This is a genomic window from Pseudomonas sp. MAFF 730105, assembly GCF_055380705.1.
Window position 1 is genome coordinate 1,062,819 of the sequence record NZ_AP018438.1, and the last position, 21,279, is coordinate 1,084,097.

20 protein-coding genes are annotated in these 21,279 nt (G+C 61.2%); 11 read left to right on the forward strand and 9 right to left on the reverse strand.

The genetic code is table 11. The features are described from left to right. The first annotated feature begins 19 nt into the window (after window positions 1-19). From PCOSP_RS04560 to PCOSP_RS04570, 3 genes are all read left to right on the forward strand, one after another. Window positions 20-1,387, forward strand: coding sequence for a DUF1329 domain-containing protein (locus PCOSP_RS04560; RefSeq protein WP_139645846.1), 1,368 nt, complete (start codon window positions 20-22; stop codon window positions 1,385-1,387). A gap of 302 nt (window positions 1,388-1,689) precedes the next feature. After that, entirely contained in the window at window positions 1,690-4,242 is a 2,553-nt protein-coding gene (locus PCOSP_RS04565) for a helix-turn-helix transcriptional regulator (RefSeq protein ID WP_464710428.1), read from the forward strand. Between the two features lie 237 nt (window positions 4,243-4,479). Further along, on the forward strand, window positions 4,480-5,181 hold the full coding sequence (locus PCOSP_RS04570) for a hypothetical protein (protein WP_464710429.1): 702 nt from the start codon (window positions 4,480-4,482) through the stop codon (window positions 5,179-5,181). Here PCOSP_RS04570 and PCOSP_RS04575 read toward each other — a convergent pair. Next, complete coding sequence (locus PCOSP_RS04575) at window positions 5,170-5,967, reverse strand: IclR family transcriptional regulator (protein ID WP_139645852.1); 798 nt, start codon at window positions 5,965-5,967, stop codon at window positions 5,170-5,172. The genes PCOSP_RS04570 and PCOSP_RS04575 overlap by 12 nt on opposite strands. A gap of 117 nt (window positions 5,968-6,084) precedes the next feature. Here PCOSP_RS04575 and hmgA point away from each other — a divergent pair, with 117 nt between their 5' ends. Genes hmgA through maiA form a run of 3 tightly spaced genes read left to right on the forward strand, consistent with a single transcriptional unit; the run spans window position 6,085 to window position 9,349 of the window. Further along, window positions 6,085-7,389, forward strand: coding sequence for a homogentisate 1,2-dioxygenase (hmgA, locus tag PCOSP_RS04580; RefSeq protein WP_139645854.1), 1,305 nt, complete (start codon window positions 6,085-6,087; stop codon window positions 7,387-7,389). Between the two features lie 3 nt (window positions 7,390-7,392). Then, complete coding sequence (gene fahA / locus PCOSP_RS04585; RefSeq protein ID WP_464710430.1) at window positions 7,393-8,697, forward strand: fumarylacetoacetase; 1,305 nt, start codon at window positions 7,393-7,395, stop codon at window positions 8,695-8,697. Window positions 8,698-8,707: 10 nt separating this feature from the next. Then, window positions 8,708-9,349, forward strand: a complete 642-nt coding sequence (gene maiA, locus PCOSP_RS04590) for a maleylacetoacetate isomerase (RefSeq protein WP_139645858.1) — start codon at window positions 8,708-8,710, stop codon at window positions 9,347-9,349. A 136-nt stretch (window positions 9,350-9,485) separates the two neighbouring features. On the opposite strand, the gene PCOSP_RS04595 is transcribed toward maiA, so the two are convergent. Next, window positions 9,486-10,289, reverse strand: coding sequence for a SirB1 family protein (locus PCOSP_RS04595; protein WP_139645860.1), 804 nt, complete (start codon window positions 10,287-10,289; stop codon window positions 9,486-9,488). Between the two features lie 185 nt (window positions 10,290-10,474). Here PCOSP_RS04595 and PCOSP_RS04600 point away from each other — a divergent pair, with 185 nt between their 5' ends. Continuing rightward, window positions 10,475-11,494 (forward strand): Glu/Leu/Phe/Val dehydrogenase family protein, encoded by a 1,020-nt coding sequence (locus PCOSP_RS04600; protein WP_041022375.1) that lies wholly within the window; start codon window positions 10,475-10,477, stop codon window positions 11,492-11,494. 33 nt (window positions 11,495-11,527) lie between these two features. Here PCOSP_RS04600 and PCOSP_RS04605 read toward each other — a convergent pair whose 3' ends face one another. Then, window positions 11,528-12,727 carry a benzoate/H(+) symporter BenE family transporter gene (locus PCOSP_RS04605; RefSeq protein ID WP_464710431.1) on the reverse strand — a complete coding sequence of 400 codons (1,200 nt, stop codon included), beginning with the start codon at window positions 12,725-12,727 and terminating at the stop codon, window positions 11,528-11,530. A 323-nt stretch (window positions 12,728-13,050) separates the two neighbouring features. Here PCOSP_RS04605 and PCOSP_RS04610 point away from each other — a divergent pair, with 323 nt between their 5' ends. After that, on the forward strand, window positions 13,051-14,439 hold the full coding sequence (locus tag PCOSP_RS04610; RefSeq protein ID WP_139645864.1) for an aminotransferase-like domain-containing protein: 1,389 nt from the start codon (window positions 13,051-13,053) through the stop codon (window positions 14,437-14,439). 48 nt (window positions 14,440-14,487) lie between these two features. Here PCOSP_RS04610 and PCOSP_RS04615 read toward each other — a convergent pair whose 3' ends face one another. Further along, a complete protein-coding gene (locus PCOSP_RS04615) occupies window positions 14,488-14,751 on the reverse strand; it encodes a YebG family protein (protein ID WP_139645866.1) in 264 nt (87 codons plus the stop codon). A 355-nt stretch (window positions 14,752-15,106) separates the two neighbouring features. On the opposite strand from PCOSP_RS04615, the gene PCOSP_RS04620 reads away from it, so the two are divergent. Continuing rightward, complete coding sequence (locus PCOSP_RS04620) at window positions 15,107-15,607, forward strand: phosphate-starvation-inducible protein PsiE (RefSeq protein WP_041022371.1); 501 nt, start codon at window positions 15,107-15,109, stop codon at window positions 15,605-15,607. On the opposite strand, the gene PCOSP_RS04625 is transcribed toward PCOSP_RS04620, so the two are convergent. Further along, the gene (locus PCOSP_RS04625) at window positions 15,604-15,915 is read right to left on the reverse strand and encodes a DUF3509 domain-containing protein (protein WP_139645868.1); all 312 of its coding nucleotides are present in this window, start codon (window positions 15,913-15,915) and stop codon (window positions 15,604-15,606) included. The two genes, PCOSP_RS04620 and PCOSP_RS04625, sit on opposite strands and share 4 nt — an antisense overlap. Before the next feature lie 485 nt (window positions 15,916-16,400). On the opposite strand from PCOSP_RS04625, the gene PCOSP_RS04630 reads away from it, so the two are divergent. Beyond that, window positions 16,401-16,808, forward strand: coding sequence for an HPF/RaiA family ribosome-associated protein (locus PCOSP_RS04630; RefSeq protein WP_047699635.1), 408 nt, complete (start codon window positions 16,401-16,403; stop codon window positions 16,806-16,808). Between the two features lie 76 nt (window positions 16,809-16,884). Here PCOSP_RS04630 and PCOSP_RS04635 read toward each other — a convergent pair whose 3' ends face one another. Continuing rightward, a complete protein-coding gene (locus PCOSP_RS04635) occupies window positions 16,885-17,760 on the reverse strand; it encodes a helix-turn-helix domain-containing protein (RefSeq protein WP_139645870.1) in 876 nt (291 codons plus the stop codon). Window positions 17,761-17,900: 140 nt separating this feature from the next. On the opposite strand from PCOSP_RS04635, the gene PCOSP_RS04640 reads away from it, so the two are divergent. Further along, window positions 17,901-18,818, forward strand: coding sequence for a DMT family transporter (locus PCOSP_RS04640; RefSeq protein WP_464710432.1), 918 nt, complete (start codon window positions 17,901-17,903; stop codon window positions 18,816-18,818). A 90-nt stretch (window positions 18,819-18,908) separates the two neighbouring features. Here the strand turns inward: PCOSP_RS04640 and PCOSP_RS04645 are convergent, their stop codons facing one another. From PCOSP_RS04645 to PCOSP_RS04655, 3 genes are all read right to left on the reverse strand, one after another. Beyond that, window positions 18,909-19,880 carry a 2-hydroxyacid dehydrogenase gene (locus tag PCOSP_RS04645; RefSeq protein WP_139645874.1) on the reverse strand — a complete coding sequence of 324 codons (972 nt, stop codon included), beginning with the start codon at window positions 19,878-19,880 and terminating at the stop codon, window positions 18,909-18,911. Between the two features lie 204 nt (window positions 19,881-20,084). Then, the gene (locus PCOSP_RS04650; RefSeq protein WP_139645876.1) at window positions 20,085-20,834 is read right to left on the reverse strand and encodes a YkgJ family cysteine cluster protein; all 750 of its coding nucleotides are present in this window, start codon (window positions 20,832-20,834) and stop codon (window positions 20,085-20,087) included. Window positions 20,835-20,911: 77 nt separating this feature from the next. Beyond that, complete coding sequence (locus PCOSP_RS04655) at window positions 20,912-21,238, reverse strand: hypothetical protein (RefSeq protein WP_139645878.1); 327 nt, start codon at window positions 21,236-21,238, stop codon at window positions 20,912-20,914. Window positions 21,239-21,279 lie beyond the last annotated feature (41 nt).

Sequence of the window (21,279 nt, forward strand, 5' to 3'; positions counted from 1 at the left end):
GGCTGACAAGGAAAAACCTATGCGCAAGATGATCCTGCAATGCGGCGCCCTGGCTTTGAGCCTGTTGGCCGCAAACGTGATGGCGGCGGTCTCGCCGGACGAGGCGAACAAACTGGGCACCAGCCTGACGCCGCTGGGTGCGGAGAAAGCCGGTAACGCCGATGGCTCGATCCCGGCCTGGACCGGTGGTATTCCGAAAAACGCCGGTGCCGTGGACAGCAAAGGTTTCCTGGCGGATCCGTTCGCCAATGAGAAGCCGTTGTTCATCATCACCGCCGCGACGGTGGACAAGTACAAGGACAAGCTTTCCGAAGGCCAGGTCGCGATGTTCAAGCGCTACCCGGAGACCTACAGGATCCCGGTCTATCCGACCCATCGCAGCGTTGGGCTGCCGCCGGAAATCTACGAGTCGGCCAAGCGCAGTGCGCTCAATGTCACCGCGATCAACGACGGTAACGGCCTGGCCAATTTCACCGGTAACCGCTACTACGCGTTTCCGATTCCCAAGAACGGTGTGGAAGTCATCTGGAACCACATCACCCGTTATCACGGTGGCAACCTGCGACGCATCATCACCCAGGCGACACCGCAGACCAACGGCAGCTTTACGCCGATCCGTTTCGAAGAGGAAGCCGCGGTGCCGGCCCTGATCAAGGACGCCGATCCGGAAAAAGCCAGCAACGTGCTGACCTATTTCAAGCAGGAAGTCACCGCCCCCGCACGTCTGGCCGGCAACGTACTGCTGGTGCATGAAACCCTCGACCAGGTGAAGGAGCCGCGCCTGGCCTGGATCTACAACGCCGGCCAGCGCCGTGTGCGCCGTGCCCCTCAGGTGGCCTACGACGGCCCGGGTACTGCCGCTGACGGGCTGCGCACGTCCGACAACTTCGACCTGTTCTCCGGTGCACCGGATCGCTACGACTGGCAACTGGTCGGCAAGAAGGAAATGTACATTCCGTACAACAGCTACAAGCTCGACTCACCCAACCTCAAGTACGACGACGTGATCAAGGCCGGCCACATCAACCAGGACCTGACCCGCTATGAGTTGCACCGGGTCTGGGAAGTGATCGGTACGGTCAAGCCCAACGAGCGGCACATCTATGCCAAGCGCCACATGTACTTCGACGAAGACAGCTGGCAGGCGGCGCTGGTGGATCACTACGACGGTCGTGGTCAACTGTGGCGTGTGGCCGAAGGGCATGCGCAGTTCTATTACGACCACCAGAACCCCGCCTATACCCTCGAGACGCTCTACGACATCATCGCCGGCCGCTACATTGCGCTGGGCATGAAGAACGAAGAGAAGCACAGCTATGAGTATGGTTTCGAGGCCAGGGCAGCCGACTACACGCCGGCGGCGCTGCGCTCGAGCGGGGTTCGGTAAGCCTTGATGGCCTTCTGATTGTGGCGAGGGATTTTATCTGCGGTGAGGGGATGATCTGTGGCGAGGGGATTCATCCCCGCTGGGCTGCGCAGCGGCCCCAAACCCTACGACTCGGTGTATCAGGCTGATTGAGTCGCCTGTGTTGGGGCTGCTACGCAGCCCAGCGGGGATGAATCCCCTCGCCACAAGAACATCTTTCCGGTCGTTTTCTTATGGCGCGCGATCAGCGCGCTGAATACTTCTCCAAAGGTTGGCGACACAGGGCTAGGGTGGTGAGACAACAATAAAAGGGACTCTCGCACATGACCGCCATGACCCCGTGTCCGGATCGTCCTGGATTGCTGCCTCGCCTGTCCTCGACGCATGTGCCACGTCGGTCCCTGAGCGAGCCGTTGCTCACTTCCGAAGCTCGGATAAAACTGCTCTGCGCGCCGGCGGGCAGTGGCAAGAGCGCGTTGTTTGCCGAATGTTTTCTACAGGCTCCCGCCGGATGCCAGTTGCACTGGCTGCCGCTGGGGGGCGCGGCGTTGGATGCGAAGCAGATGTGCGAGCAACTGGCGCAGACCCTCGGGCTACCGGTGATGGAGGAGGCGGCGCTGTTGTCCCATCTGGCGCGCTTGCAGACGCCGACCTGGTTGTTCCTGGATGATTATTGCCGAGTACCTAATCCCGAACTGGACCAGTTCCTTGACCGTCTGCTGAACGCCAGCAGCCCGGCGCTGCACCTGTGGCTCAATGGCCGTCGCCGACCACATTGCAACTGGTTGCGCTTGTTGCTCGATGACGAGCTGCACGAGTTCGATGCGAAGGCGCTGGTGTTCAGCCCTGACGATATTCAGCCGTTGCTCGGTCATCTGCCTGGCCCTCTGGCGATCCGTACGGCTCGCGAGGTAATACAGCGCAGCGGCGGCTGGTGCGCCGGTGTGCGCATCGCCTTGCTCGAGCGTTGCGAGTGGGCGCGCCGCCACGCATCGCCGGGACGCCCCGGTACCTTGCTCGATTATCTGGAGCACGAATTGTTCAGCGCGTTGACCCCGGACCTGGCACAGGCCTGGCGCGTGCTGGCCCATCTGCCGCGCTTCAATGCGCGGCTGTGCGAGCATCTGTTCGGTGACACCGTGGGAGCGGAATGCCTTCCCTTGTTGCAGGATCTGGGATGCTTTATCGAGCCGTGGGAGCAATCCTCGGACTGGTTGCGGATATTCCCGGCCCTGGCCCGGCTGGTGCGTGAGGAACCCTGGCCCCAAGGGCGCTCCTGGCATCGACGGGCCTGCCAGTGGTTCGCGGCCGAGCAGGATTGGCCGATGGCGTTCGAGCAGGCAATGTTGGCTGAAGAGTTCGAGGCCGCCGTCAGTGTTCTGCAGCACCTGAGCTTCGAGCATGTCTTGCAAGGTCGCAACGTGGCGCTGTTACTGGGTTTGCATGATCGACAGGGCGAAGCGCTGGCGCTGGGTACGCCGCAGTCGGTGGGGTTGGTCACGGCCGCGCTGCTGTTCGCCGGTCGTTTCGATCAGGCATCGGCGTGTATCGAGCAACTGGCCAGGTTTGCCCCCCAACCCAAGGCCTGCCAGCAGCGCCAGTTGATTGCCCGGTGGCAGGTTCTCAGTGGCTGGTTGCGGCACCTGGCAGGAGAGGGTGATCAGGCGAGCGAACATTTTATCCAGGCCCAGAACAGCTTGGATCCGGAGGCCTGGGCTTCACGACTGCTGTGCCAGTCGGGGCTGACACAACAGGCGTTGCTCAGGGGCGAGTTGGCGTCGGCCCAATGGATCAACCGCCAGGCGCTGTGCCTGGCGCGTGCACAGGGTTCGCTGGTGTTCGAGGGGGTGTTGGAGCTGGATCACGCCCAAGTGCTGGAGCAGCGCGGCGCGCCTCACCGGGCCGACCATCTGTTGAGTGCGGTGCAGGGGCTGCTGGATAAGCCAGGCCAGGACTTTTCTCCGTTGCTGGGGCGCATTGCCCTGCGGCGCGGGCGCCTGGCATTGCGCATGGGGTATGCAGAGCAGGCTGCGGAGCAGTTTCAAACGGGTCTGGAGACGAGTCTTCACTGTCAGGACAAACAAGTGCTCTACGGCTTTCTCGGCAAGGCCAGTCTGGCCGCCAACCAGGGCGACTACGGCGAAGCCTTCGTGCAACTGCGTGAAGCCGAGCGGGTCATGCAGCAGCGGCACATTCCCGACACCGTATACCGTGGTGTGTTGCTGCAGACCAGTTGCCAGTTCTGGTTGCAGCAAGGCCGCCCGGAACTGGCCCATGAAGCCTTGACCCGGGTCTTGCGACATTTCCGCGGCCCACAGGCCAGGCACGCGCCGCCTGCGACCCTGGAATTGATTCCGCGGCTTGAATACCTGTTGGTACTGGCCGAGGTCTACCTGCAGCGGGCGCAAGATCCGCAGGGCCGGTTGAGAGACATGATTGCCCAGGCGCAACGCTGTGGAATGCAGGGACTGGAAACCGAGCTGCATCTGGCCTTGGCCGAAGTCGTCTGGCTGTGCGGCGAGCATTCCCAGGCCCGTGTCCTGATGCAGGAAGGTCTGGAACGAGTCGCCTGTTGGCGCGCGCAGCAGGCCCTGTGTGAGCTGCGCTTGCGCCAGCCGGAACTGATGCGTTGGGCACAGTCGGCGGAGCCCGTCGGACAGCCAACGGTCATTGCCGAAGGCGCCTTGCTCAGTCAGCGAGAGTTGGAAGTTCTGGAGCTGATTGCCCAAGGCCATTCCAATCAGCAAATTGCCGAACGGTTGTTCATTTCGCTGCACACGGTAAAAACCCATGCGCGGCGGATACATAGCAAGTTAGGCGTGCAGCGACGTACCCAGGCGGTGGCGAAGGCCAAGGTCATGGGTGTCATGGGTTAGTTCCGCTATTAGAAGCCCGGTTGTTTTGTGCAAGGTAGGCACTGCCTGAGATAACTGTTTGCAACTCCTCACGCACGCTTACATTTGCCGTTTCACGATAAGCGGGGGCTCTGGTGTATAACGGCCCTGGTGAAGTTGCACGGGTTGTTTTACCCGGTCGCTTTATCAGTGAACCCTGCCTGGGTGAACATCAATAAAGGATCGGACAGGAAGTCCGAATACAAGACAAGGATGCTTATGAATATGCCGTTGTTTTCCTCTCACGCTGAAAGGCTTTTTACGCTCAAGAAAACCCGTGTGGATTTTGCCGTGCGGGTACTGTTGGGCCAGTCGCTGGAGGCGCGAGGGATTAATCCCCATGCCAACTACCTAACGACACTGACCAATGTTTCGAGCGCAGAGCTTCAATCTTCCGAGACCTTGTTCGATGTCGCGCTGAGTTGCGTCGAAGAACAAGTACTGCCTCATTACACGCAAGGACTCAGTAATGTCTTCAGCAAGCGTTATTCCTTTGCTGCCGAAGACCGGGTAAAGGCTCTGGATCTGATCGAGTTCGAACGCATTGTCATGGAGATCGTGACAAGCCTTGCCGGAAAACCTTCAATGGATCTGTCTTGGCGCACGATCAAGCGTCTGACGGTCGAGGATATTCGCGGGGCGTTGAACATTCATTTGCCCGGGGTAAATCTCGATGAAGTCTACGTCACCAGTTTCGTCACCCATGACTTCGGCAAGCGCGTGGTGTCTTCCTCTCAGCAACTGGCCGAGTACCTGCTGGGCCATTTCGAGCAGGATGAAATTCCTTACCACTCGCACGGCAGTCACCAGGCCATTCATGCCGTCCCCTTCAGTGGCAGCGACGAGCACCTGCATCCACAGCTGACCACCGTGCATATCAACGATTTACTGATCAGAATGGTTCCGGACTTACTGAGCTGATCCTGAGCCGGACTCATACCCCATCCGCCAACTCACGGCCCGGGTCGCCGCCAACAATCGTTGGGCCGCCGGGCCATTTTCGTCGGCATGGAACAGCGAGGTCGGGCCGACGATGGTCATGACGGCCGTGACTTGGCCGACGGCATTGAAGACCGGCGCGGACAAGGCGTCCACGCCTGGCATCAGCAAGCCATGCACATGATGCAATCCCCGACCGCGGATCTGTTCGCACAGGGTGGCATAGGCGTGGTCGTCGGCCAGTGCATGAGTGTCGGTGGCCGCCACCTCCTGTTCTCGCAGCCCGATGGTCTCGCGCTCCGGCAGATAGGCACTGAACACCAGTCCGGTGGACGAACTGAGCAGCGGCAACACCGAACCCAGTTGCGTCACCACAGTCACGGCGCGCACGGCGGGTTCGATCCGTACCACGGTCGCGCCGTGATTGCCCCACACCGCCAGGAAACAGGTTTCGTTCAAGTCGTCCCGCAGTTCCGCCAGGGGCAGGGCGGCCACTTGCAGCACGTCCATGCCGTTCAGCGCCGCCAGGCCCACCCGCAAGGCTTCGCGCCCCAGGCCGTAATGGTTGGTGGCGGTGTTCTGCTCGGCGAACCCGCTGGCAATCAAGGCCTGCAGGTACCGATGAACCTTGCTCGCCGGCATCTGCACGTGTTCGGCCAGGCGCGACAGCGACGTGGAGGGGGAGAGTTCGGCCAGGGCCTTGAGGATGTCGGTGCCGACTTCGGCCGAGCGGACTTTCTGTTTGCCGTTATTGAGCGGGGTTTCCATGGAGGCACTGGATCCGGAGGGCGAATGGGCGTCTTTATAGCTTGACGGTCGCTGTCGAGCAAATTACGTTATGCGTAATCGAATTACGATAAAAACAACAGGTGTTCAGGAGGCTCCATGAACCTCGATTCCACAGCGTCTGAGCTGGCGTACCAATCAGGCTTTGGCAACGAATTTGCCAGCGAAGCGCTGCCTGGCGCGCTGCCTGCCGGCCAGAACTCGCCGCAGAAGGCCCCCTACGGTCTCTACGCCGAATTGTTTTCCGGTACGGCATTCACCATGGCGCGCAGCGAGGCGCGGCGCACCTGGATGTATCGCATCCGGCCATCGGCCAACCATCCGGCTTTCGTCAAGCTGGAACGCCAACTGGCCGGCGGGGCGCTGGGCGAGGTCACCCCCAATCGCCTGCGCTGGAACCCGTTGGACATCCCCGCCGACCCCACCGACTTCATCGACGGGCTGGTGCGCATGGCCGCCAATGCCGGCCAGGACAAGCCCGCCGGGATCAGCATCTTCCACTACCGTGCCAACCGTTCCATGGAGCGGGTGTTCTTCAATGCGGACGGCGAATGGCTGATCGTGCCGCAGTCGGGGCGATTGCGGATCGTCACCGAGCTGGGGCGGCTGGAACTTGAACCGCTGGAAATCGCCGTGTTGCCTCGCGGCTTGAAGTTTCGCGTCGAGCTGCTCGATCCGCAGGCCCGTGGCTACCTCGCCGAGAACCATGGCGCGCCGCTGCGCCTGCCTGATCTCGGTCCCATTGGCAGCAACGGCCTGGCCAACCCGCGGGACTTCCTGACCCCAGTCGCGCATTACGAAAACCTCGCTCAGCCGACCACGCTGGTGCAGAAATTCCTCGGTGAGTTGTGGGCTTGCGAACTGGATCATTCGCCGTTCGACGTCGTGGCCTGGCACGGCAATAACGTGCCGTACAAATACGACCTGCGCCGGTTCAACACCATCGGCACGGTCAGCTTCGATCATCCGGACCCTTCGATTTTCACGGTGTTGACCTCGCCTACCAGCGTCCACGGCTTGGCCAATCTCGACTTCGTGATCTTCCCGCCGCGCTGGATGGTGGCGGAAAAGACCTTCCGTCCACCCTGGTTCCACCGCAACCTGATGAACGAATTCATGGGGCTGATCCAGGGCGCCTACGATGCCAAGGCCGAGGGTTTCCTGCCGGGCGGAGCCTCCTTGCACAGTTGCATGAGCGCCCACGGTCCGGACGGTGAAACCTGCACCAAGGCAATCAACGCCGAGCTGACACCGGTGAAAATCGACAACACCATGGCCTTCATGTTCGAAACCAGCCAGGTGCTGCGCCCGAGTCGTTTCGCACTGGACTGCCCGCAACTGCAAACCGACTACGATGCCTGTTGGGCTTCGCTGCCCGTCACGTTCGACCCGACCCGGAGATAATCCATGACCCAAGTTTCCCCTGCCCGTAGCTGGGTTGCCTCTGCCAACGGCCATGCCGATTTCCCACTGCAAAACCTGCCACTGGGGATCTTTAGCGTGAACGGCGACGCTCCTCGCAGCGGTGTTGCCATTGGCGATCATGTGTTCGACTTGCAGGCCGCGCTGCAGGCAGGCCTGTTCGATGGCGCAGCGCGCGAAGCCGTCGAAGCCATGAGCGGCGGCCAGTTGAACGCATTCTTCGAGCTGGGTCGCAATGCCCGGGTGGCCTTGCGTGAACGACTGCTGGCCTTGTTGGGCGAAGACAGTGCGCAACGCGAGCAGATCCTGGCCCAAGGGACGAAGATGCTTCCCCTGGCGACGGATTGCCAGATGCACCTGCCGGCGAAAATCAACGACTACACCGACTTCTACGTTGGCATCGAGCATGCGCAAAATGTCGGCAAGCTGTTTCGCCCCGACAACCCGCTGTTGCCCAATTACAAATACGTTCCCATCGGCTACCACGGTCGCGCCTCGACCATCCGCCCGTCCGGTACCGATGTACGCCGCCCCAAGGGCCAGACCCTGCCCGCTGGCCAGAGTGAACCGACTTTCGGCCCCTGCGCGCGGCTGGACTACGAGCTGGAGCTGGGGATCTGGATCGGCAAGGGCAATGCACTGGGCGAGCCCATCGCCATCGGTGATGCCGCTGAACACATTGGCGGGTTCTGCCTGCTCAACGATTGGTCGGCGCGGGATATCCAGGCCTGGGAATACCAACCGCTTGGGCCTTTCCTGTCGAAGAGTTTCCTGACCAGCATTTCGCCGTGGGTCGTGACGGCTGAAGCCTTGGAACCGTTCCGTCGCCCTCAACCGGCGCGGCCTGAAGGCGATCCGCAACCGCTGCCGTATCTGCTGGACAAGCGCGATCAGGAAGGCGGCGCCTTTGATATCGAGCTGGAAGTCCTGCTGCTGACCGAAGCCATGCGTGAGCGGAACCTGCCGGCCCATCGCCTGACCCTGAGCAACACCCGCTACATGTATTGGACCGTGGCGCAGATGGTCGCGCACCACAGCGTCAATGGCTGCCAGTTGCAGGCCGGCGACCTGTTCGGCTCGGGCACCTTGTCGGGCCCGGAGAACGGTCAATTCGGCAGCTTGCTGGAGATCACCGAGGGCGGCAAGAAGCCGATCGAGCTGGCGTCCGGTGAAGTGCGCAAGTTCCTCGAGGATGGCGACGAAATCATCCTGCGGGCCCGTTGCAGCCGTGAGGGCGTCGCCTCCATCGGCTTTGGCGAATGCCGGGGCAAGATCCTGCCGGCGCGTTGAGGGACAGGGCATGGAACTCTATACGTACTATCGCTCCACTTCGTCTTATCGGGTGCGCATCGCCCTGGCACTCAAGGGCCTGGATTACCGTGCCGTGCCGGTCAACCTGATCGCACCGCCGGGAGGCGAGCATCGTCAGCCGACTTACCTCGCGATCAACCCGCAAGGGCGGGTACCGGCGCTGCGTACCGACGAGGGGGCGCTGCTGGTGCAATCGCCGGCCATCATCGAATACCTGGAGGAGCGTTATCCACAGGTGCCGCTGCTCAATCCTGACCTGGCGGTGCGTGCCCATGAACGCGGCGTCGCCGCCCTGATCGGTTGCGATATCCACCCATTGCACAACGTCAGCGTGCTCAACAAGCTGCGGCAGTGGGGGCACGATGAAACGCAGGTGACGGAGTGGATCGGGCATTGGATCAGCCAGGGGCTGGCGGCGGTGGAGCAGTTGATCGGCGACGAGGGCTACTGTTTCGGCCCCGCGCCAGGATTGGCAGATGTCTACCTGATCCCGCAGTTGTACGCGGCTGAGCGTTTCAACGTGTCCTTGCAAGGTTATCCACGGATCCGTCGCGTTGCGGCGCTGGCAGCTGCACATGCCGCGTTCCAGCGGGCGCATCCGGCTCATCAGGTGGACACGCCTGCCAGCTGACATCAAGGGTGGCTGATCTGGCGCCATCGCGAGCAGGCTCGCTCCCACATGGTTCGCGTTACACCGTCCCGTGTGGGAGCGAGCCTGCTCGCGATGGCGGCCTGACATTCAACCAGGGCGCCGGCCTCTCTGCAGATCAATGCACAATCGAATTCGGCGGCAGATGCCCCAGCCGTTCTGTCAGCCGGATCCGCTGGATCGGGTCGTCACTGAGCATCAGCGCATGTTCCAGGTCGAAGCGTTCGGCGTTGGGGCAGTCGAGCCGCTGGTACAGGCTGGCGCGGGCCAGATAATCGGCGGCGCTGGCGTTGCCGAGTTCCAGCACCCGTTCAGCATCGATCAGCGCGTCGATGTACTCGTCGTTCGTCAGATGCAACTGCCGGAGATTGCGTGACAGGCGCTGGAGCATCTGCAGCGGTTCGGCGCTGGCCAGGTGTTCAGCCTTGAGCGACACGTTCGAGCCATATTGGCGCTGTAACAGTTCCCGGCAGTCGTTGGGATACAGCCGACGGCCGCCGCATGGGTCGAGCAGGTGATCGGCACCGGGCACCCGGAGCAGGAAGTGACCGGGGAAATTGACCCCGACCATCGGTATTTCCAGACCTCGGGCCAATTCCAGGGCAATCAGGGCGAGAGCCAGCGGTTGGCCGCGCTTTCTGGCCAACACTTTGTCGAGCAACGCTACACGCGGGCGCAGGGGCGTGAAATCGTCCTGGGCAAACCCCAGGTCATTCAGGCAGCGCAACAAGGGCTGGCCCAGCTCAGCGACGGGCAGCAACGGCAGGTCATGGCTGACCCGCTGTTGCAGATCCCTGAAGTCCCTCAGCAGGGCCGGTACGTCGACGTCGCGATCATGCTCGGCAGCGATCCAAAGCGCCGCTTCGAACAGCGCAGCAGGCGACCGGTGCAGACATTCAAAAAAGGCTTGGCGCGGTTTCATCACACTCTCCGGACATTGCCTCGTTTTAGCCCTGCCACGGGCTTTCGTCCAGTATCGGAGAGAGGCGGCAACGGTTATGTCCGAAAAGACTGACAGCTGAAGCGGCTTATTCCGGCGTGCTCCAGCAAATTTCAGCTACGCGCCTATACTGGCGAAACAAACAGAAGTGATTCGGGAGCCTGTCGATGTTTGCGCTCATGCAAAGCTCCCGCCTTGAATCGCTGCACTTGAGCGTGGACCCGACAACAGGGTTGAAGGCGGTCATTGCCATCCATAGCAGCCGCCCAGGGCCAGCCTTGGGCGGATGTCGTTATCTGTCCTACCCCGACGATGAAAGTGCCGTGGTCGATGCCGTGCGCCTGGCCCAAGGCATGAGCTATAAGGCCGCCCTGGCGGGGCTGCCCGTGGGTGGCGGGGTGGCGGTGATCATGCGTCCGGCCCATGTCGAAAGCCGGGCCGCGTTGTTCGAAGCCTTTGGTCGCTGCATCGAGCAACTGGATGGCCGGTACATCACCGCCATCGACAGCGGTACCTCGGTGGCCGACATGGATTGCATCGCCCAACAGACCCGTCATGTCACCAGTACCACCGCCTCGGGAGACCCGGCACCTCACGCGGCGATGGGCGTGTTTGCCGGCATTCGTGCCACGGCCATGGCCCGGCTGGGCAGTGATAACCTTGAAAGCCTGCGCGTGGCGATCCAGGGCCTGGGCAATGTCGGGTACGCCCTGGCCGAACAGTTGCACGCGGCCGGTGCCGAACTGCTGGTCAGCGACATCGACCCCGGCAAGGTGCAACTGGCAATGGAGCAATTGGGCGCCCATCCCATTGCCAACGATGCGTTGCTCAGCACCCCTTGCGACATTCTTGCTCCTTGCGGCCTGGGCGGTGTGCTCAACAGCCATAGCGTGGCGCAACTGCGTTGCTCGGCCGTGGCCGGCTCGGCCCATAACCAGTTGAGCAACCTGCAAGTGGCCGATCAACTGGAAAGGCGCGGGATTCTCTACGCGCCGGACTATGTGATCAACTCCGGCGGCCTGATCTACGTCGCCCTCAAGCATCGCGGCGAAGAGTTGCCAACCATCACCGCTCACCTGTCGAAAATCGCTGCCCGGCTCACGGAAGTCTTTGCCCATGCCCAGGCGGAGAAACGCTCACCAGCCCGGGTGGCGGATGAATTGGCGGAGCGTTTGCTGTATCGCTAACAACGGCTCGCAGCGCACCGCGAACCGTCATGATCAGTTGCCCGCGGCGATGACGGCGGTTTTGGCTTGCCGGGTATGGGTCAGCACGAAATGCGCCACGAGACCGAAGATCAGGCCCCAGAATGCGGCGGCCAGCCCCAGGAAACTCATGCCCGATGCGGTCACCAGGAAGGTGATCAGCGCTGCTTCCCGCTGCTTTTCATCGGCCATGGCTCCGGTCAGCCCTGCGCTGATTGCACCGAACAAGGCGAGGCCGGCGAGGGAGGCGATCAGTTCTTTCGGCAGTGCGGAAAATACCGAGGCCAGCGTTGCGCCGAAGGTGCCCATCAGGATGTAGAACACCCCGCAGGCGATGCCGGCGATGTAGCGTTTGTCGCGGTCCTCATGGGCCTCGCGGCCGGTGCAGATCGCTGCGGTAATGGCCGCCAGGTTCAAACCGTGGGAGCCGAAGGGCGCCATCAGCGCCGCGCCAATTGCAGTGACCGAAATGATAGAGCGCGCCGGCGTGTTGTAGCCCGCGGTCCGTAACACGGCCATGCCCGGTACGTACTGGCCGGTCAGCGTCACCAGCGCCAATGGCAGGCCGATGTTGATGATTGCGTGCCAGCTCCATTCAGGGGCGATAAAGACCGGATGGGCCACCTCGATGGTAATCGAACCACTGTTGAGTTCTCCGAACGCGGCGGCCATCGCGCAGCCGACCACCAGCACCGACAGAATCGCGTAGCGCGGCGAAAAGCGCTTGCAGAGCAGATAAGCCGCAATCATCGACAGTACCAACGCCGGCTGCAGTTTGATCGAAGTGAACAGCTCTGCGCCGAAGCGGAACAGGATGCCGGCGAGCATGGCGGCGGCGATGGCTTTGGGCAGGCGACTCATCAGTTTGTCGAACGCGCCGGACAAACCCACGACGGCAATGATCAGCGACGCCACTGCATAGGCGCCGATGGCCTGGGGCAGGGTGACGGTCGGCAGCATCGACACCAGCAAGGCCGCGCCCGGTGTCGACCATGCGGTGATCACAGGAACACGCAGGCGCCAGCTCAGGAGCAGGCCGGTGATCCCGCTGCCGATGGAAATGGCCCAGATCCATGAGGACACCACATCGTTGGCCAGGTGTGCCTCCTTGGCTGCCTGGAACACGATGATGAGGGGGCCGGCGTAGGAAATGATCACGGCGATAAAGCCCGCGATGATCGCTGACAGGGATAGATCCTTTCTGAGTGTGGCCATGATGTCTCGACTTGGCACGGCAGGAGCGTGCAGTTGATCAGGGATTGATTGAATCGATTGATTCGATTCTGGATGAGTGTATTTGAATGAATTGAATTGATTCAATGGTTCGGTGATAGGTTTCGCAGCGTTCTGCTTTTTTTTCAATTAACTATATGATTTATATGTATATTAATTTTCAATGCGTTGTCTTTTGAGAACCGGTTTTGGATTGGATATCGAATCAATCGACTCAATTCCTTGATTGTTCCCATCATTAATGGCCTCGCCTCGATGTGATATGCTCGCAAATTCATCATTTCTACGAGGGGCGGCGATCATTCATGTGGATTCCCCAGCTAAGCGAGTTCAACCAGCCGATGTACCTGTCAATTGCCGATGCGTTGGCACGCGACATCGGTAATGGGGTGCTGAGCGAGGGTGACCGCTTGCCGACCCTGCGGGAATTGGCCAATGCCCTGGATGTCACGCCGGGCACCATCAGCCGGGCCTATGGCGAAGCCCATCGACGTGGGCTGGTGCAAGGTGAGGTGGGGCGTGGCACGTATGTGCTCAGCCAGCAGCAACTGGACCTGCCGACAACTCATGGCGCCGCGCCGTTGAACCTGGGGCAGCCCGAACTGCTCGATCTCTCGATCATCAAGCCTTCCAGCGAAACCCTGGAGTACTGGTTGCGCGGTGCGCTGGTGGGCATGGCAAAAAGCACCGATTTTGCCGGCGCCCTGGATTACGCCCCGGACGGTGGTCACCCGGCCCATCGTGAAGCAGGCGCGCAGTGGCTGCGTCATTCGTTGCCCGACGCGCAATGGCAGCAAGTGGTGATCACCGCCGGGGCCCAGCATGGCTTGATGGTCGCGATGAGCGCGCTGACCAACGCTGGCGACCTGGTACTCTGCGAGGCGCTTTGCTACCCGGGCATCATTTCCCTGGCCCATGGCCTCGAACGCCGCCTGCGCGGTGTGCCGATGGATGACGAAGGCATCATCCCCGAAGCGTTGCGTGAACTGTGTTTGCGAGAGAAACCAGCGATGCTGGTTTGTGTGGCGACTTGCCAGAATCCGACGGCGGCGATCATGTCGCAAAAGCGTCGGGCACAGATTGCCGCGCTGGCCGAGGAGTTCGACTTCATCATCCTGGACGATGATATCTATGGTTTCCTCGCCACCGATCCGTCGACCAGACCGCTGTCGGCTTTTGCGCCGGACCGGTCGGTGTACCTGACCAGTCTGTCGAAGGCGGTCATGCCGGCGCTTCGGGTCGGTTATCTCTACAGCCCGCCGAAACTGCTGTCACGGCTGACCTCGATGGTGCGCAGCAGTGTCTGGATGCCGTCACCGTTGACCGCGCAACTGGCGAGCAATGTGATCACCGAGGGCCTGGACAAGAAACTGATCCGCATCCAGCGCAATGAAGCCGCCGGGCGGCAAGCGATTGCTCGGGAAGTCTTTGCCAACTTCGAGCTCAAGGCCCAGCCCTATGCGTACCATGTCTGGTTGACGCTGCCCGAACCGTGGACCGGCGACGAATTCACGATGCTGGCCCGGGCCAACGGCGTACTGGTACTCAGTGGCTCGCAGTTCCAGGCTGAACGCTCCGGGACTAGCCGAAGTGTAAGGGTGGTGCTGATGTCCCCTACCAGCCAGGACGAGCTGCGTTTCGCCCTGACAAAGTTGGCCAGCCTGATCGATTCCGATCCACGCCGTTACTATTGAGTCGCCCCAGGCTGGACCTCACGCTGCATTGAGCAGTCGGCAACGGCCTCACTCGCTTTCTTCGGTACCCAGAAGCTCCCCGAGGGCGGCTGCGTTGCTTTTGAACGCGGCTGCAAACGCCGCTCTGTTTTTTGCCATGAAGATGCTCGCATCCTCAGCCTGTTTCTCGTTCAGGCCCTGCACGTTCTTCATCAGAACAGTGGTCAGCACCTCCGCCAGTTCGAGCATCTGGTCATGGGCATCAGCGAGCTTACGGTCCAAAAACGTAGTCTCCAAATCACGTGTACTGCGGTACAGAATCTCAACAGCCATGGCTGGCCTCTCGTTTGTTTGCATGTCTGCCGCAAGCATGGGAAGCCAGGCTGCGGAATCTATAAAATCCAAGCATCACGGCTGTGAGGTGCGACGGTCGGTCCCGCCTCGTGCGCCTTCAAACCGGTAATCTGCGAATACTGTATTTATATACAGCTCGGAGGATAAGCGAATCCTTTCTCTTTGGGTAGTGGCTTTTTAATGTAGACCGGTTTCGGCGTTTGTCGTGGGGAGGACGTGTCGGTTGCCAGCCTTTCGCCATCTCACTCACGGCGCTGGCCTTTTTTCTGCATGCAGAACAACCGTCACGTCCAACCCGCATCATTCGGTCGAGTCGACCTAAGGAAACCGTATCGTGAAAATCAACTGGGCCGAGAATCTGCGCCAGAACGTCCATCAGTTGGCCGAGTCCCTGGGCAACCTGTTCGTCGAGACGTTCCACTATCTGGCGCTGTTCGCCATCGGGGCGGTGACCGCATGGGCGGCGGTCATGGAGTTTTTGCAGATGATCGAGGCAGGGCACATCAAGATCGACGATATCCTGCTGCTGTTCATCTATCTGGAATTGGGCGCGATGGTCGGGATCTACTTCAAGACCAACCACATGCCAGTACGGTTTCTGATCTACGTGGCCATCACCGCCTTGACCCGCCTGCTGATCTCCAACGTTTCCCACCACAGCCCGCCGGACCTGGGGATCATCTACCTGTGCGGCGGAATCCTGCTGCTGGCATTCTCGATCCTGGTGGTTCGCTACGCGTCGTCGCAGTTCCCGTCGGTGAAGATCGAGCACCCGCACCGTAAGGTCGGCGCGGGCTCCAGCGAGCATGCAGAAATAGAAAAAGGGGAAATCTAAAGGCTGGCGGAGGCCGGTCCTTGGGTGCGCGGTGGTGGCAGCTTGACGTTGTCGCCGCCGGTCATGGCTTCGAGGATCGCCACGGCGCTGTGGCCCTGTTCGATGGCGATGCCGAACTGAATGCTTTGCACCAGGCGCTTGAGCCGTTCCGGATCGTTGCGCTGCTGGGCACTGATCATGCGCTTGGCGACGATCCGCCCGGCCCGGGACAGGGTCAGCATGATGCTGCCGTCGAGGCCCTGGATGCTCAGGTTGATTTGATACTGCGGCGCAAAAGCGTCGGTAATGATCTGAAAAGGGTTGTCCATGATGCGTCACCGCCTGATTGAACGTGCAGTTGTTGACCGGCCTTGATCGGGATTAGTTCGCAATACCGGACCATCGGCCATTCCATGATCGTGTTCCATCGCTGAGTGCAAGCAACCATCAGCAGATTGCAGCCTCTGGCCGCTGCAATAAGACGATAGCAAGGGGCATGCCGGAAAAACTGTCGGTCAATGTTCGCGGTGAGACAGCTCGCGACGCTCTGGAACGGGACCCCAGGGACTGCCCGTTTCGGGGCGGGATGTTCGTTGACGGTGCGGTGCGGGGCGCAAATCGCGAAAGATGGCGGGGCGAGGAAACTCCCGACATTAACAGCGCTTTTGCCTGTTGTCCGGCTTTATTTGCAAATCAATATTTATCTTTTTAAAGGGCTTGAATTGTTCCTCGGGCAGCCCGACTCTGTACTCAAGGGGCCGTTACGCCAACGTCGACAGGCCCCTGGCGAGCTAGCCGAAATAAGGGATGAACTATGCAAATCCAAGTCAACAGTGATAACCATATTCAAAGCAGCATCCGACTGGAGGAGTGGGTACGTACTACCATCGAAAGCACGCTCGAACGTTATGAGGAAGACCTGACTCGGGTCGAAGTCCATCTGGGGGATGAAAACGGCGCCAAGCCTGGTCCCCATGATCTGCGCTGCCAGATCGAAGCCCGGCCGAAGGGCCATCAACCGATTTCCGTGACGCATAAGGCCGGTTCGCTGGAGGCAGCGATCGAGGGCGCGTCGACGAAGTTGGAAAATGCCCTGGAACATCTGTTCGGCAAGTTGCGTGGCAAACGCGCCGCTGCGGTCCAGACCGAATCCGTGGCCCTGGCCGATGCGATGCTGGAAGAAGAATTCCTGGAGAACGAGCGAGCCGCACGTCACGGCTGAAGTTTCGTTTACCTTTAATCCCAACTGAAAAAACGGGCCTTGCAATTGCAGGCCCGTTTTTCGTTAGCAATCACCATCAGCGCAAGAAGGCCTGCCGATACTCCCCAGGCGTCGCCCCCAATGCCTGGCGGAAACGGTGGGTGAAGTGACTGGCGCTGGCGAATCCGCAAGCCAGTGCCACGTCGCCCAAGGGTTGTGAGGTGTGGCGCAGCAGGTGCCGCGCCTGTGCCAGGCGCCTCGCCAACACATACTGGTGGGGTGGCAGCCCGAAGCTCTCGCGGAACATCCGGGCGAAGTGGTATTCGGACAGCGCACACAATGCCGCCAATTGCCCGAGGCTGATAGCGTCGGCCAGATGGCTGTCGATGTAATCCACCAGCAACCGGCGTTGGTGTGCGGCGAGCCCGCCTTTGAGGCGCAGGTCCTGGCGTTGGCCGACCTGGCTGAGCAGCAGGTGATTGAGCAGTTCGTGGGCCAGGCTGGTGGTCAGCAGGCGTTCGCCGGGTTCGTCCCAGTTCAAGGCGATCAACTGACGAAAGCGTTGTGCCTGTTGCTCGTCGTCGAGGAACGTCGCCTCGCGCAGTTGCACTTGCCGGGGTTCGCGATCCAGCAGCGTGACGCAACCGAGGGCGAACTGTTCGGCGCTGAAGTACAGGTGAGCGAGGCGAATGTCGCCGTTGATGACCCAGGCCGACTCATGGTCCGCCGGCAGGACGCAGAGTTTGTCGGGGGCCCCGAGCGTGTCGGGTCGCTCGCGCCGAAAGGTACCGGTGCCGCCGGCGATGTAGCAGGACAGCGTGTGGTGGGTCGGCGCGTCGTAGTCCCGGGCGTCATGATGATTGGTCCACAAGGCGGCCGCCATGCCGTCACCGAGCTCGGCGCTGTGCTCCAGACGGGCATTGGGCGAGCTGTTGAGGGCTTGAAAGACTTGCAGGGTTTGCAGTGTGGGCATGATCGGTTATCTCCAACGCCTTGCATCCTACTCCGTTGAAAGACCCGTGCCAGCCTGCACGCCGACAAAACCGCAAGTTTACGCAAGCGCCCGGTGGACGGCGGCGTGACACTGAACGCCATCGTCCAGGAGCCGTCACCATGAACCTCTCGTTATACCTGCTCACCGTGCTCATCTGGGGCACCACCTGGATTGCTCTGAAACTGCAACTGGGCGTCGTTGCCATCCCGGTATCGATTGTCTATCGCTTCGGCCTCGCGGCCCTGATCCTGTTCGCAATGCTCCTGCTCAGCCGGCGCCTGCAAGTGATGAACCGTCGTGGGCATTTGATCTGCCTGGCCCAGGGACTGTGCCTGTTCTGCGTCAATTTCATGTGTTTCCTCACGGCCAGCCAGTGGATTCCCAGCGGCCTGGTGGCGGTGGTGTTCTCCACGGCCACGTTGTGGAATGCCCTCAATGCCCGGGTGTTCTTCGGCCAGCGGATCGCCCGCAACGTGCTGTTGGGCGGTGCATTGGGATTGTCGGGGCTGGGGCTGTTGTTCTGGCCGGAACTGGCCGGCCATCACGCGAGCCCGCAGACGCTGCTCGGATTGGCGTTGGCATTGCTGGGCACGCTGTGTTTCTCGGCGGGCAATATGCTCTCGAGCCTGCAACAAAAGGCTGGGCTCAAGCCGCTGACCACCAACGCCTGGGGCATGGCTTATGGCGCGACGATGCTGGCGGGGTGGTGCCTGTTCAACGGGATTGCTTTCGATATGGAATGGAACCTGCGCTACATCGGTTCGCTGCTGTACCTGGTGATCCCGGGCTCGGTGATCGGCTTCACCGCTTACCTGACGCTCGTGGGGCGCATGGGGCCGGAGCGGGCGGCGTATTGCACTGTCCTGTTCCCAGTGGTGGCGTTGAATGTCTCGGCGTTTGTCGAAGGCTACCAGTGGACGGCGCCGGCACTGGCCGGGCTGGTATTGGTGATGCTGGGGAACGTGCTGGTGTTTCGCAAGCCTCGACCAGCGGCGACCAGTGTCGCGCTTTGTGAAAGCAAGGCTTGCCCGCTATGAAGACGACGCGCTCTGTCAGAAACCGAGGCGTTCGTTTCGCGGGCAAGCCGTGCTCCCACAAAGCGGGGCGATGGGATACGGCGCCGGCTTCTACTTCCAGACTTGCGGGTTGACCAGGTTCTGCGGCCGCTCACCCAGCAACGCACTGCGCAAGTTTTCCACCGCGAGATTGGCCATGGCTTCACGGGTTTCGTGGGTAGCCGAGCCGATGTGGGGCAGGGTGACGGCGTTCTTCAGCTGGAACAGCGGCGACTCGGCCAACGGCTCCTTTTCGTAGACGTCCAGCCCGGCGCCGCGGATGCGGTTGTTCTGCAAGGCCTCGATCAATGCAGGCTCATCCACCACCGGGCCGCGGGAAATGTTGACCAGGATCGCGCTTGGCTTCATCAGCGACAGTTCACGCTGTCCGATCAGGTGGCGGGTCTTCTCGCTCAGGGGCACAACGAGGCAGACGAAGTCCGCTTCGGCCAACAACTGGTCCAACTCGCGGAACTGCGCGCCCAGCTGGTTTTCCAGTTCGGTCTTGCGGCTGTTGCCGCTGTACAGGATTGGCATGTTGAACCCCAGCCGGCCACGCCGGGCGATGGCCGCGCCGATGTTGCCCATGCCGACGATGCCCAGGGTCTTGCCGTGCACGTCGCTGCCAAACAGTTGTGGCCCCACCGTCGCCTGCCATTGTCCGGCCTTGGTCCAGGCGTCCAGTTCCGCAACGCGACGGGCACTGCTCATCAGCAGGGCGAAGGCCAGGTCGGCCGTGCTTTCGGTGAGCACGTCCGGGGTGTTGGTGAGCATGATCCCGCGTTCATTGAAGTAGGCCAGGTCGTAGTTGTCGTAACCCACCGACACACTGGCAACCACCTGCAGGTTCGTGGCGCCTTGCAATTGCTCGCGACCGAGTTTGCGACCAACCCCGATCAGGCCGTGGGCATGGGGCAGGGCTTCGTTGAACTGTGCATTAATGTCACCCTTCGATGGGTTCGGCACGATCACGTCGAAGTCCTGTTGCAGGCGCTCGACCATCTGGGGCGTGACACGGCTGAAGGCAAGTACGGTTTTTTTCATCGTGCAAGGCTCGTCTTGGAGGCAATACCAAGCACGCTAACATTCTCGGCGAGGGTTAGGCGAGAGGGGGGTGCAGTTTATGACTTGGAATGACCTGTGGGAGCGAGCCTGCTCGCGATGGCGGCGGTTCAGCCAGCGTTGATGTTGACTGACATACCGCTATCGCGAGCAGGCTCGCGCCCACAAGGGGCCTTTATGTTGTCTCTAGGCCGCCCGCAGCGAAATGAACGCATAATCCGAAGCTGCCTCGGTGACGACCCGAGCCCCACAGGCCATGACCTCGCGGGCGACGTCATCCCCGGACAGATGGAATTGCCATTCACTGGTTTCCTGCGCCGTTGGTCGCAAGCGCACCTGATCGATGGCGGCGGCGAACGCTGTCATGTCCGGCAGATAGGCGGCAAACCCGTCACCTTTCAGCGCGGTGGTATGGATGCCCAAGGCCGCACAGATGCGGTCCTTGATCGCAATCTCTTCGCGATCGGCCTGGCGCGAGCGTTCGATCAGCTCGGCCAGTTCTTTATCAACCAATTTCCCGCCGACGATCAGTTGCGGACCGGTTTCCCAGGATTCCGGGGGGCAGTCCTTCGCTGCGATATTGAGCGGGATATGTGGGTTGATTTCCATCGGATAGATCCGGCACACCAGCGGCCTGCGTTCGTAGATGCTGCACAGGTTTTCTTCGTCGAGATTGTGGCAGCGGCCGGGGTTATAAGCGGCGAAGGTGATCGCCACGAAGGCATCGGTGCCGCCGCTCCGGACCCTCGCGGAACGGCGTTCGGCATGCTCGCGCTGCGCCACCGGCAGACCGAGGCCGTTGGGCAGGAAGGCTTCCACCAGGACGATGACCTGGCCGCCGTCGCTTGCCCACATCCGGGCTTCATCGAGGGTCAGGGGAACGTGGTGGCCAGAGCAGCATTTGCCGCAGCCTACGCAGGAAAACGTTGTATTCATTGAGCGACCGGTCGAGAGCTGAAAGGCGGCGACAGAAAAACGCCGTGATGAGCCTCGCGAAGCAAGTTATGCGCCACTCACTGATCGGTCGCGGTGGAGCGTATCGAGTCCCATTCGGTCACGTGGGCGGTCTTGGTTTTCTTGCGGTAGAGGCACAGCTCGGTACCGCTCGCCCCTTTCATGTGTTTCTGCGGGTATTGGCCTTGCAGCAACAGCGCGGTATAGCCGACCCGGTCGTCGAATTGCGCGGCGGTGCCTACCGGCTCGGCGTTCTTCAAGCCACTGGCCTTGATGCAACTGGCCAGCACGGCTTTGTCGTAGGCAGCCCAGGCTTCCGGGCTGGAGGCATGGGCTTGGGAGGCCAGGGCAGCGAGGCCAAGGAGAAACGATGCGCGGATGTTCATCGGGATGTCTCGTTCCGGAAAGTCATGGCAAAAGTATGCCT

What these genes read in the sequence shown, in the direction of transcription:
- PCOSP_RS04560 (WP_139645846.1), top strand. Translation starts at nt 20, where the DNA reads ATGCGCAAGATGATCCTGCAATGCGGCGCCCTGGCTTTGAGCCTGTTG.
- PCOSP_RS04565 (WP_464710428.1), top strand. Translation starts at nt 1,690, where the DNA reads ATGACCGCCATGACCCCGTGTCCGGATCGTCCTGGATTGCTGCCTCGC.
- PCOSP_RS04570 (WP_464710429.1), top strand. Translation starts at nt 4,480, where the DNA reads ATGAATATGCCGTTGTTTTCCTCTCACGCTGAAAGGCTTTTTACGCTC.
- PCOSP_RS04575 (WP_139645852.1), bottom strand. Translation starts at nt 5,967, where the DNA reads ATGGAAACCCCGCTCAATAACGGCAAACAGAAAGTCCGCTCGGCCGAA.
- hmgA (WP_139645854.1), top strand. Translation starts at nt 6,085, where the DNA reads ATGAACCTCGATTCCACAGCGTCTGAGCTGGCGTACCAATCAGGCTTT.
- fahA (WP_464710430.1), top strand. Translation starts at nt 7,393, where the DNA reads ATGACCCAAGTTTCCCCTGCCCGTAGCTGGGTTGCCTCTGCCAACGGC.
- maiA (WP_139645858.1), top strand. Translation starts at nt 8,708, where the DNA reads ATGGAACTCTATACGTACTATCGCTCCACTTCGTCTTATCGGGTGCGC.
- PCOSP_RS04595 (WP_139645860.1), bottom strand. Translation starts at nt 10,289, where the DNA reads ATGAAACCGCGCCAAGCCTTTTTTGAATGTCTGCACCGGTCGCCTGCT.
- PCOSP_RS04600 (WP_041022375.1), top strand. Translation starts at nt 10,475, where the DNA reads ATGTTTGCGCTCATGCAAAGCTCCCGCCTTGAATCGCTGCACTTGAGC.
- PCOSP_RS04605 (WP_464710431.1), bottom strand. Translation starts at nt 12,727, where the DNA reads ATGGCCACACTCAGAAAGGATCTATCCCTGTCAGCGATCATCGCGGGC.
- PCOSP_RS04610 (WP_139645864.1), top strand. Translation starts at nt 13,051, where the DNA reads ATGTGGATTCCCCAGCTAAGCGAGTTCAACCAGCCGATGTACCTGTCA.
- PCOSP_RS04615 (WP_139645866.1), bottom strand. Translation starts at nt 14,751, where the DNA reads ATGGCTGTTGAGATTCTGTACCGCAGTACACGTGATTTGGAGACTACG.
- PCOSP_RS04625 (WP_139645868.1), bottom strand. Translation starts at nt 15,915, where the DNA reads ATGGACAACCCTTTTCAGATCATTACCGACGCTTTTGCGCCGCAGTAT.
- PCOSP_RS04630 (WP_047699635.1), top strand. Translation starts at nt 16,401, where the DNA reads ATGCAAATCCAAGTCAACAGTGATAACCATATTCAAAGCAGCATCCGA.
- PCOSP_RS04635 (WP_139645870.1), bottom strand. Translation starts at nt 17,760, where the DNA reads ATGCCCACACTGCAAACCCTGCAAGTCTTTCAAGCCCTCAACAGCTCG.
- PCOSP_RS04640 (WP_464710432.1), top strand. Translation starts at nt 17,901, where the DNA reads ATGAACCTCTCGTTATACCTGCTCACCGTGCTCATCTGGGGCACCACC.
- PCOSP_RS04645 (WP_139645874.1), bottom strand. Translation starts at nt 19,880, where the DNA reads ATGAAAAAAACCGTACTTGCCTTCAGCCGTGTCACGCCCCAGATGGTC.
- PCOSP_RS04650 (WP_139645876.1), bottom strand. Translation starts at nt 20,834, where the DNA reads ATGAATACAACGTTTTCCTGCGTAGGCTGCGGCAAATGCTGCTCTGGC.
- PCOSP_RS04655 (WP_139645878.1), bottom strand. Translation starts at nt 21,238, where the DNA reads ATGAACATCCGCGCATCGTTTCTCCTTGGCCTCGCTGCCCTGGCCTCC.